Source organism: Sphingobacterium sp. E70 (genome assembly GCF_019285695.1).
Lineage (GTDB): Bacteria > Bacteroidota > Bacteroidia > Sphingobacteriales > Sphingobacteriaceae > Sphingobacterium > Sphingobacterium detergens.
The window spans coordinates 178,761-191,747 of record NZ_CP079104.1 but is presented as its reverse complement, the minus strand read 5'-3'; the positions used below and the strand labels follow the sequence as shown (position 1 = coordinate 191,747).

General features: G+C 48.0%; 17 protein-coding genes and 1 pseudogene. 15 read left to right on the top strand and 3 right to left on the bottom strand.

Going from position 1 to position 12,987, the window contains the following annotated elements; all coding sequences use genetic code 11:
• Nucleotides 1-210 precede the first annotated feature (210 nt).
• The 10 genes from KUH03_RS01430 (at nt 211) to KUH03_RS01385 (ending at nt 6,794) form a co-directional block, all read left to right on the top strand.
• On the top strand, nt 211-561 hold the full coding sequence (locus KUH03_RS01430; protein ID WP_257091234.1) for a carboxypeptidase-like regulatory domain-containing protein: 351 nt from the start codon (nt 211-213) through the stop codon (nt 559-561).
• Nucleotides 562-572: 11 nt separating this feature from the next.
• Nucleotides 573-1,367, top strand: coding sequence for a TonB-dependent receptor plug domain-containing protein (locus tag KUH03_RS01425; RefSeq protein ID WP_257091233.1), 795 nt, complete (start codon nt 573-575; stop codon nt 1,365-1,367).
• Nucleotides 1,368-1,459: 92 nt separating this feature from the next.
• Nucleotides 1,460-2,287: a TonB-dependent receptor gene (locus tag KUH03_RS01420; RefSeq protein ID WP_257091232.1), complete on the top strand. Its 828-nt coding sequence runs from the start codon at nt 1,460-1,462 to the stop codon at nt 2,285-2,287.
• A gap of 38 nt (nt 2,288-2,325) precedes the next feature.
• The gene (locus tag KUH03_RS01415) at nt 2,326-3,564 is read left to right on the top strand and encodes a TonB-dependent receptor (RefSeq protein WP_257091231.1); all 1,239 of its coding nucleotides are present in this window, start codon (nt 2,326-2,328) and stop codon (nt 3,562-3,564) included.
• A 141-nt stretch (nt 3,565-3,705) separates the two neighbouring features.
• Nucleotides 3,706-4,254 (top strand): RagB/SusD family nutrient uptake outer membrane protein, encoded by a 549-nt coding sequence (locus KUH03_RS01410; RefSeq protein ID WP_257091230.1) that lies wholly within the window; start codon nt 3,706-3,708, stop codon nt 4,252-4,254.
• Nucleotides 4,233-4,748, top strand: a complete 516-nt coding sequence (locus tag KUH03_RS01405; RefSeq protein WP_257091229.1) for a hypothetical protein — start codon at nt 4,233-4,235, stop codon at nt 4,746-4,748. Before KUH03_RS01410 ends, KUH03_RS01405 begins: the two co-directional genes overlap by 22 nt.
• A gap of 41 nt (nt 4,749-4,789) precedes the next feature.
• On the top strand, nt 4,790-5,116 hold the full coding sequence (locus KUH03_RS01400; RefSeq protein ID WP_257091228.1) for a hypothetical protein: 327 nt from the start codon (nt 4,790-4,792) through the stop codon (nt 5,114-5,116).
• Entirely contained in the window at nt 5,056-5,505 is a 450-nt protein-coding gene (locus tag KUH03_RS01395) for a RagB/SusD family nutrient uptake outer membrane protein (RefSeq protein WP_257091227.1), read from the top strand. Before KUH03_RS01400 ends, KUH03_RS01395 begins: the two co-directional genes overlap by 61 nt.
• Nucleotides 5,472-5,597, top strand: a complete 126-nt coding sequence (locus KUH03_RS01390; RefSeq protein WP_257091226.1) for a hypothetical protein — start codon at nt 5,472-5,474, stop codon at nt 5,595-5,597. Before KUH03_RS01395 ends, KUH03_RS01390 begins: the two co-directional genes overlap by 34 nt.
• A gap of 90 nt (nt 5,598-5,687) precedes the next feature.
• Nucleotides 5,688-6,794, top strand: a complete 1,107-nt coding sequence (locus tag KUH03_RS01385; protein ID WP_257091225.1) for a glycoside hydrolase family 105 protein — start codon at nt 5,688-5,690, stop codon at nt 6,792-6,794.
• 106 nt (nt 6,795-6,900) lie between these two features.
• Here KUH03_RS01385 and KUH03_RS01380 read toward each other — a convergent pair.
• Nucleotides 6,901-8,003: pseudogene (locus KUH03_RS01380) on the bottom strand (serine hydrolase domain-containing protein).
• A gap of 267 nt (nt 8,004-8,270) precedes the next feature.
• Nucleotides 8,271-9,095, bottom strand: coding sequence for an AraC family transcriptional regulator (locus KUH03_RS01375; RefSeq protein ID WP_257091224.1), 825 nt, complete (start codon nt 9,093-9,095; stop codon nt 8,271-8,273).
• 163 nt (nt 9,096-9,258) lie between these two features.
• On the opposite strand from KUH03_RS01375, the gene KUH03_RS01370 reads away from it, so the two are divergent.
• From KUH03_RS01370 to KUH03_RS01350, 5 genes are all read left to right on the top strand, one after another.
• A complete protein-coding gene (locus tag KUH03_RS01370; protein WP_257091223.1) occupies nt 9,259-9,591 on the top strand; it encodes a hypothetical protein in 333 nt (110 codons plus the stop codon).
• 79 nt (nt 9,592-9,670) lie between these two features.
• Complete coding sequence (locus tag KUH03_RS01365; protein ID WP_257091222.1) at nt 9,671-9,889, top strand: hypothetical protein; 219 nt, start codon at nt 9,671-9,673, stop codon at nt 9,887-9,889.
• Between the two features lie 8 nt (nt 9,890-9,897).
• Nucleotides 9,898-10,593, top strand: a complete 696-nt coding sequence (locus tag KUH03_RS01360; RefSeq protein ID WP_257091221.1) for a family 78 glycoside hydrolase catalytic domain — start codon at nt 9,898-9,900, stop codon at nt 10,591-10,593.
• A 97-nt stretch (nt 10,594-10,690) separates the two neighbouring features.
• Entirely contained in the window at nt 10,691-11,194 is a 504-nt protein-coding gene (locus tag KUH03_RS01355) for a hypothetical protein (RefSeq protein WP_257091220.1), read from the top strand.
• Nucleotides 11,187-11,972 carry an alpha-L-rhamnosidase C-terminal domain-containing protein gene (locus KUH03_RS01350; RefSeq protein WP_257091219.1) on the top strand — a complete coding sequence of 262 codons (786 nt, stop codon included), beginning with the start codon at nt 11,187-11,189 and terminating at the stop codon, nt 11,970-11,972. Before KUH03_RS01355 ends, KUH03_RS01350 begins: the two co-directional genes overlap by 8 nt.
• Before the next feature lie 225 nt (nt 11,973-12,197).
• Here the strand turns inward: KUH03_RS01350 and KUH03_RS01345 are convergent, their stop codons facing one another.
• Nucleotides 12,198-12,956: a hypothetical protein gene (locus tag KUH03_RS01345; RefSeq protein ID WP_257091218.1), complete on the bottom strand. Its 759-nt coding sequence runs from the start codon at nt 12,954-12,956 to the stop codon at nt 12,198-12,200.
• Between the last annotated feature and the right edge of the window lie 31 nt (nt 12,957-12,987).

Here is a 12,987-nt window from a genome sequence, read left to right as displayed (position 1 = left end):
TTGAAAGTTTCTGGTACAATTCCGTACCCATCCACCTACTCATATTGATTTTTTATATTGAAAATCGTGTTATTGAGACAAAATAGCACTTTTTTGATACGATCGAGTCCTATTTTTCTAAGGGCTAATCTTCACTTTTACAGTTAAAATCCCTTAATACGAGGGAACCAATTATAAAATTTCTAAATCACTTAAAGTGAATATTTCTTTATGAGAAACAATTGTAAGCTAAAACAAAATCGCTTTTATCGCTTTGGAGCTGGCACATGGATGCCCTGTTCCTGCTTGCTCTGTCTAGTCTCACTGGCTGCTCCTGCAACGGCCTTAAAAGCCAATGTGCCCTCGGACTCCATCGTCAGCCTGGGGGAACAAAACCGCGAAATTACGGGTAAGATATCGGATAGCAATGGCCAGCCGCTGGCCGGAGTGACGGTCAATGTACCCGGCAGCAACATTAGTGCCGCGTCAAAAGCTGATGGTACCTATGCCATTTCGGTACCCCTGGATGCAAAAAACTGGTATTCAAGCTGCTGGGCTACAAGAGCCAGGAAATTGACCTGACGCCGTCCAAAGTGTACAATGTGCAGTTGACTTCCGCCACCGGTGAACTGGACGAAGTGGTCGTCGTGGGCTATGGTACCATGCGCAAAAAGGACCTGACGGGCTCGGTATTGCAGATCCATCCGGACCGCATTGCCAATGAAAACCCCAAAACCGTACAGGATATCCTCCGTGGTTCGGCAGGGATGAATATCGGCTATGATGCCTCCGCAAAAGGCGGTGGCTCCATTGAGGTGCGTGGTAAGCGTTCGGTTTACGATAGTAACAGCGGGCACAATAATCCGCTGCTGGTACTTGACGGGATGATTTTCTATGGTGAGCTTTCTGAAATCAACCCGGATGATATCGCGCAGATCGACATCTTAAAAGATGCCTCTGCGGCGGCCATCTACGGGTCCAAGGCTGCTAGTGGTGTCATTATCATCAGTACCAAAAAGGGCAAACAGGGGAAGCCGACCATCAATATGACCATGAATGCGGGTGCTACCCAACTGAGCGAATACCGCAAAAGATTCAGCCCAGAAGCGTATATGCAGCATCGGGAAGACTGGTATACCAAGAATACCTACGGCATCGATCCGACGACGGGGATCTTTGGGGCCTATCAAACGCGTGATGACAACGGAAACCTCACCGTGCCCTATGGCTTTTACCTTAATCCCGGCCAATTGCCCGCATCTTTAACGCTCGATGCCTGGCGCGCGCAGTCGACCAATCAGAATGGTGAATCTGACCAGAGTATCTGGGGCCGCCGATTGGGCCTGCAGGGAAATGCACTGCAGAACTTTCTGGACGGAAAACGGTAGATTGGGCTGACCATACTTTTCGTACGGGGTTCAACCAGGATTATAATGCCAGCGTCAGTGGTGCCAGCGATAGAGTCAACTATTACCTATCCATGGGGTACCTCAAAAATGAGGGTACGGTCGTCAGCGATACATACAAGGCTGTCCGCGCCAACATGAAAATCAATGCGCATGTAACCAACTGGCTGGAATTGGGTGCCAATGTGAATTTTCAGGATCGCTCCGATGGAAACATCGATATCGATATGGATCAGACACTGCGCAACAGCCCTTACGCCGATTATGCCGATGCCAACGGCAATCCCCTGCAATATCCACTCAGCGAGCAGTTCAGCCAGCGCGGTTATAACTATGATTTTCAGAAGAAATATCTCGAGCTGGACAAAGGATATACGGTATTTAATTCCATTTTCAATGCGAAAATTAAACTGCCTTTTAACATAACCTATTCCTTCAACGCGTCGCCGCGGCTGCAGTATTTCCACGACCGCTATTTTATGTCGGCCGAGCTGCCCGGATCTAACCCCGCCGATCGTGGGGCAAACCGCGAGCAGACCAAACGCTTTGACTGGTCGCTCAACAATACCATCAGCTGGGAGCAGACCTTTGCGGACAAGCATCGCCTGATGCTGACTTTGGTGCAGGAAGCGGAGGAGCAGCAATCCTGGAAAGACCGCATTGAGGCCCGTAATATCTTACCTTCGGATGCACTGGGCTTTCACAATACCGAAAATGGCTCGAAGGAAAACAGCAGCTTCAATAGCTACGACACGCACCAGACAGCAGATGCCTTACTGGCCCGTTTATTCTATTCTTACGACGACCGCTATATGCTTACGGCTTCCATCCGGCGGGATGGCTACTCGGCCTTTGGGACCTCCAATCCGTATGCGACCTTTCCTTCCTTGGCCCTGGCCTGAACTTTACCAAAGAGAGATTCTTCAAATGGACCGATGTGATGGATTATGGAAAATTGCGTGTTTCCTACGGTAAAAATGGTAATCGACAGCTTGCTGACCCCAACCTGGCACTTGCCAACCTGTATTCAGGCAACGGCAAAATGCATGGTTACCTCAACTCGGCCGGTGAACTCCTCCAGTATCGGTACCTGATGGTAGACCGCCTGGCCAATCCCAATCTGCAATGGGAAAAGACCACCGCATGGAATTTTGGCCTCGACTTCGGCTTCTTGAAGAACCGGATTTCGGGTACGCTGGAGTACTACCTGATGCAGACCCACGATATGATCATGGAACAGAAGCTGCCCAATTTTACAGGATTTAGCCGCATCACCACCAACTTGGGGCAAGTGGACAACAAGGGGATTGAACTGACCTTAAATACGGTAAACCTCCAAAAGGAGCAGCTGCAATGGTCCAGCACCTTCAGTTTCTCGTACAATAAGAACCAGATTGTGCATCTGTATAAGAACTACGAAGACGTGCTGGATGCCAATGGAAACGTGGTCGGCAGCAAGGAAATGGACGAGATTTCGAATGGCTGGTTTATCGGTCAGCCCATCGGCACGATATGGGACTATCGTGTGACGGGCATATGGCAGGCCAATGAAGCTGCCGACGCAGCCAAATATGGGCAAGCACCCGGCGACCCCAAAGTAGCCAATGTGTATACGGCAGATGATGCGGTCAATGCCAACGGTACAAAACCGGTGTACAACAATAACGACAAGGTCTTTTTGGGACAGACCGATCCGCGTTTCCGCTGGTCGATGCGTAATGAGCTGACTTTATGGAAAGACCTTAGCTTTTCGTTTAATATCTATTCGTATATGGGGCACAAAGGCCTGTCGGGCAATTACCTGAACAACGATGATGATGGCGGACGGATGGCTTATGGACTGGCCAACCTGCCAGCGAAAGAATACTGGACCCCTGATAATCCCACAGATCGCTATGGCCGTATTGAGGCCAAAGGACCCATCGGGGCCGAGGGGGCACAGCGCCTTTACGACCGTTCTTTCATCCGCCTCGACAATATTTCCGTGGGCTATACGCTGCCAACGGCATTTACATCCAAATACCACTTGAACCGGGTGAAACTGTATGGCACCCTGCGCAACGTGGCCACCTGGACCAAAGAATGGGAGTATGGTGATCCGGAGACGTTCCATCCCAGTAATAACCCGAACGGATGGGCTTCGCGGGTCTTTACCTTCGGTGTGAATTTATCTTTATAACCTGATTAATTTGATCGCTATGAACTTGACAATACATAAATCCAGATCCCGTAACAGGGGATCGTCATCCTACTTGCTGCTGCGCTGACCATAAGTAGCTGTTCGAAGGAATTTCTGCAGCCTGACCCGCTGTCTATCTATTTGCCCAATGAAACCTTTAATACCGAGTCTGGCTTGCTGTCGGCCATGGCTATCTGTGACCGCCACCTCAAGGGGTATTGGGCCACAGATCATAATGAGATGTTGACCCTCGGTACGGAGTATATCTTCTCCGAACTGATGGTGGCCAGCAATACCGACAAACGCAGCATGATGGCGGATGTGGCCAATATGCTCACCCCGACAAGCGACAACTCCAGTCTACAGAACCTCGACCGCTCCAATAGTATGTGGTACCTGTGGGAGGAAACTTATAAAGGCATCAGTTATGCCAATACCATTATCAAATATGTGGATCAGGTGCAGACCTTGAGCGAACAGGATAAAAATGCCTATAAGGGGCGGGCATATTTTCACCGTGCATTCCGGTATATGGCCTTGGTCTTTGAATACGGCGATGTCCCTTTGGTCACGACCATTATCGATGTACCCAAACAAAATTACCGGAGCACCAAACGTGACGCCATTCTGCAGATGATTACCAAAGACCTGAATTTGCCGTACAATGGGTGCCCGACCAGAAAAATATGAACCTGATCGGCATGATCAACAAAGGTGCCTGCCGGATGTTGCTGGCCAAATGTTACCTGGCCCTGGGAGCGTATCAGAAAGCCAAGGAACAGACCGATATGCTGATCGATCAATCGGGTTATGCGCTGATGACCGAAAGTTTCGGAACCTTCAATGATGGGGGTGAGGCGCAGACCTGGCCCATCACGCGTAACGTCATCTGGGATATGCACCGTCCTGAAAACAAATTGATTCCGGCCAACCGCGAGGTGATCATGGGGATGCCCAACCGGGGTGCCGATGCGGAGTCTTTTGTGAAAATGCTGACCATGCGGATCTTATATCCCTTTGTGTTTGACACCCGCATACAGACAACGGATGGTAAACAGGCCTTGTTGAACATCAAACGCAACAGTGGGGATTATAATGCAAAATATGACTATATGCGCGCTTTTGGTCGCGGTATCGCGACTTTCCGGCCAACATCTTTCCAATCGAAGGGGTATGGGCTGTAAACGGTAAGCAAGATGAAGGCGATCTGCGCCATAGCGCCAAAGTGGGAAACTGGGTGCGCATGGAAGATTACAAGGTAAACAATAAAGCTTCAAAGGATTTTGGAAAACCTGTCACGCTGAAAGATCCCGAAACGGGTAAACTCCTTTGTAGCGACTCCATCCGCCGCTGGTACGATGTGCCACACTATAAATTTTTCCTGGATGATCCCGTTAGTGAGGCCAATATCAGTGGTTCGGATGGTTCACGGGGGCCACCAATGGCAGTGTCGCCGACTGGTACCTGTATCGCCTGGCCGAGGCTTACCTCTTGCGCGCCGAAGCCAAATATTATATCAACCCGACCGATGGAACGATCAAAGATGACCTAAACGCCGTGCGCCAGCGCGCAAAATGTACCGAACTGTATCAGGGGACCGTGAACATTGGGGATATCATGAACGAAAGGGCCCGCGAACTCTACTGGGAGGAATGGCGCAATGTGGAGCTCAAAAGGGTATCGCTCTGCCTGGCACGCAGTGGTAAACCTGATGAATGGGGAAATGTATACAATCTGGACAATTTCGACAAACAGAGTGGTACCGATGCGATCGGTGGAAGCTACTGGTACCAGCGTATCGTGCATTATAGCTTATATAACAAAGGCATCATTCATGTCAATGCAACCGGTCTAAGTGATATCAAGTATACCATGGACAAAAGAATATGTACTGGCCGATTCCAAATGTGGCGATTACCTCCAACATTAAAGGCCAGTTAAAGCAAAATTATGGCTACGACGGTTATAACCCCGCTACTCCGGTATGGGATAAATGGGAGGATGCCGTTGCGGATGAAGCAACAGCAGACTAGACCTGTCGATGCTCCTGAACCGATCCGCTCTCTTGGAGATCGGTTCAGGATTTTTTTAACACAGTAATTTAAAACGTAAAATGATTTGGTATGATAAAGAAAATCTTTCTGTTTTTATGGGTGCTTCCTGTTCACTTTCTAATGGCACAGGCCGATCTGGTAAATTTTCCGGCTGCTGCGGACCCCAAGGAAGTGGGATACCGCATTGCACGTCGTTTCATTGCAGGCAAGCATATGCTGCATGCGGGGAAATGGATCAGTTATCCGGAGACGTTTTATTGGACGGGTGCCATTAACTATGCACACTTAACCGGTGATGTGGAGTTGATGCAGGCCATGAAAGGCCGCTTCTCCAAATTAACGGCAAGCGAGCCGCAGCTGCTGCCCATTAAAAATCACGTCGACTTAAATATGTTCGGGAGTCTTCCTTTGCGGCTTTATCAGCTGACCAAAGATAAAAGCTACCTGGACCTTGGCTTGCGCTATGCCGATACGCAATGGGAATTGCCGGACAATGCCAGTCAGGCCGAGAAGGACTGGGCACAAAAAGGATACTCCTGGCAGACCCGACTCTGGATTGACGATATGTACATGATTACCATCGTACAAACTGCCGCGTTTAAAGCGACCGGCGAATCGAAATATCTCGATCGCGCAGCCAAAGAAATGGTGCTTTATCTGGATAAATTACAGCGCCCCAATGGGTTGTTTTATCATGCGCCAGATGTGCCTTATTACTGGGGCCGTGGTAACGGATGGATGGCAGCAGGCATGACCGAGTTGCTGCATATGCTCCCAGAGGATCATGCGGACCGGCCCCGTATATTGAAGGGCTATCGTAGGATGATGAAGAGTCTGAAACAGCAGCAGCGCAAAAGTGGGATGTGGAATCAGCTGATCGATGAGGCCGACTGCTGGGCCGAAACATCGGGGTCGGCTATGTTTGCCTATGCAATCATTTCGGGTGTAAAACAGGGTTGGATCGGTGCAAAACAGTATGGTCCTGTGGCCCGTCGTGCCTGGCTGGCGCTGGCCAACTATGTGGACGATCAAGGCGCGGTGTCGGAGATCTGCGTGGGCACCAATAAAAAGAATGATAAACAGTATTATTATGATCGTCCCCGCCACAGCGGCGATTACCACGGCCAGGCGGCCTATATGTGGTGCGTCAATGCGCTGCTGGAAGGAAAGGAGTAGATAGGACGGTCTCCGCACCGTCGCGTCCGATACAATAGGGTGAACTACAGAAATCAGGAAATTAGCTGTGCTGAAAAACGGGACTGGGTATCTTGTACAGAACAACCTATTTTCTCAGAATTTCCTTTACACCGGCTTTTGTTAAAATAATCGAATTGAAGACACCTGTTTTGTCTCGGATAAATTCAATGGTCCTGTCGTTATCGTCGGATCTAAAAAATTTTGTGTCAGACTCGGGGATAAGTTCTGTTTCGGTATTATTGTAATAAAGTTTGCCATCCCTATGGAGGATCTGAACCTGCCCGTAATGGCCCACATAGTGCTTATACAAGGTGGAGTCCACCGGAGCACGATGATGCCGGTACGGGAGTTCGACTTCTTTTCCAAATACAATAGCCGAAAGCCCATAAGCGATCATATGAGCGAGTGATTCATTGTTGGAAAGGACTGTGACAAAAAGTTTGTCATCGGTAAATCGGTTAAAAGAACTCATGGTACCGAAAAAACCACCGTCGTGCGCAATCAGTTGATGTCCATGGTTATAAAAGGGGTTGATGATAAAGCCATAGCCCCAGTTTTCAGCGTTGTGGGGCGTGAACATTTTAGTCTTCATCTCGGCCGATAAAATAGTGGTTCCATAAAGCAGGCTGTCCCATCGTGCTAGATCTTCGACGGTCGAGTAAACACCGTCATGGCCCACATTGATCTGCCAGTTGATATAAGGATTATGAATAAAGCCATGCGCATCGCGGTAATAGACCTTGGCCTTTTTGGACACAATCGAATCATTATTGCTGACACCCGTATTGTTCATGCCTGCTTTTTCAAATATATTTTCTTTAAAAAAACGGCATAAGGTTCACCTGAAACTTTTTCAATGATCTTTGCCAGCAGGTAATAACCGATGTTGCTGTATGCACTTTGGCTGCCGGGTGAAAATTCATAAGGAATCTTTTTGATGGCTGCATAGGCCGAATCACTGCTGATACTTGATAGCGCGATTTCTTTGAAACCCATGGCCAGCCCAGAGGAATGGGACAGTAGCTGATGGATGCTGACACTGTCGGCCTTTGGATAATCTGGAAAAAAACGGCTGAGTTTATCATCAAGGGATAATTGGCCGCGATCGACCAATTGCAGGATCGCAGTCGCGGTAAATTGTTTGGTGACCGATGCCAGCTGAAATTTAGTGTCTACCGTATTGGGAATATTCCACTCATAATCGGCCTGACCATAGGCCTTTTTGAGTAAAACAGTACCTTTTTTTTTTGCACAAGGACGGTTCCGCTAAATTGATGTATAGCAACCTGTGCCTGCATATAACGGGCGAGTTTTGCCGATGTGCTCTGCTGTCCAAAAACCAGCGCCGGACAGAGGATAATGAATAGAATAAACTTCATGGACTGTTGCATCGAATTAATTATGCAGCAATGTTACCATAAAAACAAACGCGGTCATTGTATTTTTGTAAACCTCTTAAATAAAAATCCACTTGATTTCATTCCGCTCCAGGGCTGCTATTTTGGAAAAGAACACTTTGGGTGTAAAGCCTGTTAATTTTTTAAAATCCCGGATCATATGCGACTGATCAAAATAATCAACATGATAGGATCGGCCTATGTTGTTTTTGTCATCCAGCTGGTTTTGAATAGCTGCCCGGAAGCGGACTATTTTTTTGAATTGGGATGGGCTTTTACAAATATGCTGATCAAAATGCTTATTGATCGTTGTCCTTGATCGCCCGATTTTACGCGACAATGTCGTCATGGACTGATTGAGGTTGTTGGTGTGGAGCATTTCGCGGAGCACATTTTCCAGCAACGGATCTTCAAAAGGGCGGAGTTTTGAGATCCAATAGGCTTCCAGGGCCCTGATTCGCTCCTGATGATCTGCGATAGCGAGAATGGCAGTCATGGCCCCTTTATAATCGGCGTGGGGGTTAAAATCGGGAAACGTTCCACTGTTGTAATGCTGCAGGTCGTGCACGATAAAAGCACTTAGCCCCAGCGGTTTGAAGTAGGTGGTGATCTCATTTATTTTTCCGTCGTAGCTGATCAGGACGGGTTGATTAAAGTCGCAGACCAGGTTGGTTTCTATGGGGGCAGTGGGACAATATGTTGTGATGATTTTGTCGGGGCTGACGAAGGTGCTGGTCTCTGCGCTGATGGTGACGATGCTGTAGATACTGGGAAAAGTAAAATAGGTAAGGGGCTTCTCGGCTGCGGTCTTCTCCAGGATATAGAAGCATTCGATGTGGCGCTTCAATACTGGACTCTCAGGCTGATAGACTTTTAGGATCATCGGTTTTTTTAAATCAATTAGTTGCGTAAATTTAACAAAGTCCAATCAGTGCTGTATGAAAAATTTCGGGAAAAATGTATCTCCAGGGGATCCTGTAGTCATGGAGGGATCATTGGCTTAGTAATCAGTTAAATCAGTCATTGAAAAGAACAAGAGAATGAACATGCACATACAGAAAGTATTTTATAGCATTTTTTTATGTTTTTTCTATGGTCAGGTAATGCAGGCTGCTGAAAAATCCGGCGCATCCATTGTTCCCGCTCAGCTGACCTGCGAATACCGGACAAACCCGTTAGGCGTAGATCAAAGGCAACCTCGGTTAGGTTGGCTGCCGCAGGCGACCAATTGCGGTGCTTATGGCCAACGACAGCGCGCTTACCGAATTCTCGTCGCTACAGATTCTGCGGCATTAGTTCGCAAAAAGGAGAATGCTGGGATTCCGGTTGGATTCAATCATCCGAGACGCAACATATCCTGTATCAAGGTAAGCCACTGACTTCGGACCGGGTCTATTTTTGGTGTGTCGCTGTTCAGGATGAACAGGGGAGAATATCAGCGTATAGTCCGATTGCAAAATGGACCAGCGCGCTATTCGACGAAAAGGACTGGACATCCAGCTGGATAGGAACGGGGATACCTATGACCCGAAGATGAAAGACTGTAATCTGGATGATCCCTGGTTCAGAAAAACGATCACATTGAAGGAGACCGTGGCTGATGCTAGGATCTATGTTGCCTCGATCGGATTTCACGAACTCTATGTCAATGGGAAAAAATCGGGAACCCGATTTTAACGCCCGCAGTGACCGATCATAGCAAGCGGGCCCGTTATGTCAGCTATGACATCGCTGCTTATCTGCACCGGGGACAGAATACAATCGCATTTTGGCTTGGTACCGGCTGGTCCATCTATGCGCCTTATGCAACAGCGGACAAACCCCGAAGCCCGCTGCTTCGGGCACAGGCCGCACTGTACGATACCCGTGGAAAACAGCTCGCCCTGATCACAACGGATAAAAGCTGGAAAACACATCCCAGCCCCAACAAGCTCCTGGGCAATTGGTCGCCGAATAATTTTGGTGGTGAATTGTTCGACGCGAATAAAGATATTCCCCATTGGAATTTGCCGGATTTTTCGGATAAATCGTGGCAGCATGCAAAGGAATTTCAGCCTAAGCTTGCGTTATCCGCCCAGGCTGTCGAAGATAATGTCCTCTTTCAAGAAATCCACCCAATAGGTATAGCATTCCTGCCAAATGGTGATTATCGGGTTGATATGGGTGTCAATTTTGCGGGCTGGACCGAGATTGACGTAAAAGGCAGTCCAGGTAAGCGGATTGATTTCCACTATTCCGAACGGGCACAGGAGGAGATGACCTTTAAAAATCGGAGTGCCTATATCATCGGACCGACAGGGCAGGGTACATTCAGAAACAGATTCAACTACAGTTCTGGCCGATGGATTACAATCCGGGGGCAAAGGAAAAGCCGGAACTGAGCGCGATAAAAGGCTGGGCCATCCGCACCGGATTTGCGCCAGTGACGGAATTTAGCTGTTCAGATAGTTTACAGAATTGGATCTACGACCGTATCTTATGGACTTACAGCAATCTTTCCCTGGGGGAATGATCGTCGATTGTCCACAACGGGAACGTATGGGCTATGGTGGCGATGCGCATGCCACCTCAGAAACAGGTATGGCCAACTTCAATATGGCGGCATTCTATGAAAAATGGATGCAGGACTGGCGTGATGTGCAGGGCACAGAGTCTATGGTGGGCGATATGAACGATCCATCCTGGGCCCGAAAGAATGAAACGAGTGGCCGTATATTCAATAATGGTATATTGCCGCATACTGCCCCGACGTATTGGGGTGGTGGTGGTCCGGCCTGGGGCGGAATTGTCGTTATGCTCCCCTGGAGCCATTATCAGCACTATGGTGACTTGCACATATTAAAAAATAATTTCAATCTGATCAAGACCTGGATCGCGTACATCAATACCCATGTTCATGATCATATCCTTCAACCCTATGGTGGTACCTGGGACTTTTTGGGATTGGCTGTGGCCGAATGCCACTGCAGAGGGGATGAATAACAACAAAGCCGAAAACATTTGTTTCAATAATCTGTACAGGGTATACAATCTGCGTACAGCTGTTCGGATTGCTTTGGCGATCGGCGAAAAGGAGCAGGCAGGCGAATGGGAAAAACAGGCGGATTTGGCAACGGCTGCCATTAACAGCTTATTTTACAATTCGAAAACGCAGTTGTATGCTGATGGCTCCATGTCCAATCAGGCGCTAGCGCTGTTGGCAGAAGTTGCTAAAGTGGAGGACAGGGCAAAGATTCTTGAACAGTTGACACAGAATATCCTGGTCAAACATCAAGGGCATATCCATGCGGGGATCACTGGCGGAGCATTGCTTTTCAAGTACTTGCGGTCTGTCGGTCGTCATGATCTGCTTTATAGTATGCTGAAGCAGGAAACTTACCCCAGCTGGGGATATATGAAGGCCAACGGAGCCACAACGATTTGGGAGATGTGGGAAAAAGATCTTCCGGGACATTCGCTCCTCCATAGCTCATTTTTATATCCTGGGGCATGGTATATCGATGGGCTTGCGGGGATAAAACCCTTGAGCCCCGGGTACCGCTCCTTTGTCATACAGGTGCCGAGAAGCCAGGATCTGCCTATCAGCTGGGTAAAGACAGCCTTTAGGGCGCCGAGTGGTTTGATCAAGATCCACTGGCAAAGGGAGGCTGGCAGGCTGCAACTGGAGACTGTGGTGCCGCCCAATACGATAGCCACCCTAAAGGTTCCAAAGGAAGATCTTATACAGTTGCTGCCAGATGAAAAAGGATCCGTCGGTTAGCGACAGAGGAGAATTACTTGGTCTTTGAATTGCAGCCTGGTGTATACCATTTTTAAAAGGTAGTATATAATAGTAGTTTGGTTGTGGTGCAAAGGGCGATGACGGTACCGAGCCACTGCTGGAAAAGGAGGGACGAGAAAGTCGCGTTTGACGCTTACTGCTAACAATGACGATCAGATAAATCTGGAGGTTTATCTGATCGCCAATGATTAGCTCTGAATCCGGTTAATCCAAATAGAAGAAAAGCCGGCTGAATATTTGATTAGGCACCTTGGGTGCAATAAAATAGGGCTGAATTTTTCCCTTATCGTTCAATTTTGGGAAAAAGAATCCCTCAGCACCGAGCTTACTTTTTGTTTCATCACCTTCAAAAGCCCATTCCTCTGTATTGGCCTTTGTGAAATGAACCGTAGCACTCCTCAGATCGGCGGTTTTGTCAAAATCCTTGAGTGGCAGATAATCGACATAGACCCATGTTCCGGGAAGCACATTTTTTGCAATGTACTCCTTACGGACATCGCCCGAAGTTGCATTGATCTTCTGTAAAGAAATATCAATCGGGAAGTCAACGCTTTTATCATAAATGTAAAAGCCCAATTTATTGACATTGGGGTCAGCAGCGGGTGGAACCACCGCCTGTACCTTTCCATCAAAATAGAGGTAGTTGAAATTTACTCTGATGGTGTTTTCAGGCAATTCGGCACTGTAGACCACTTTCTTTGTCACGGTGTCAGTTAACGTCACCAGTCTTTTCTTTGCTGTTTTGTAGCTATAAGCAGTTGTAAAATGAATATTGCTCTGGGGCTGGATGATAAATTTACCATCTTTATGATCAAATACGGTGGTATCAATCGCTACGACCAATGGATGCTCTCCGCCATGATAGCCATTGATCAGAATATGCATCGCGCGTTCGACCTCAGGAGTATCCTTGTTGCAGGCGCTGAAAAAAATGGAATGCCGATTAGCAGCAGCGCAATGCATGGGAAAAATGTCTTTGTCAACAAATTTTTCA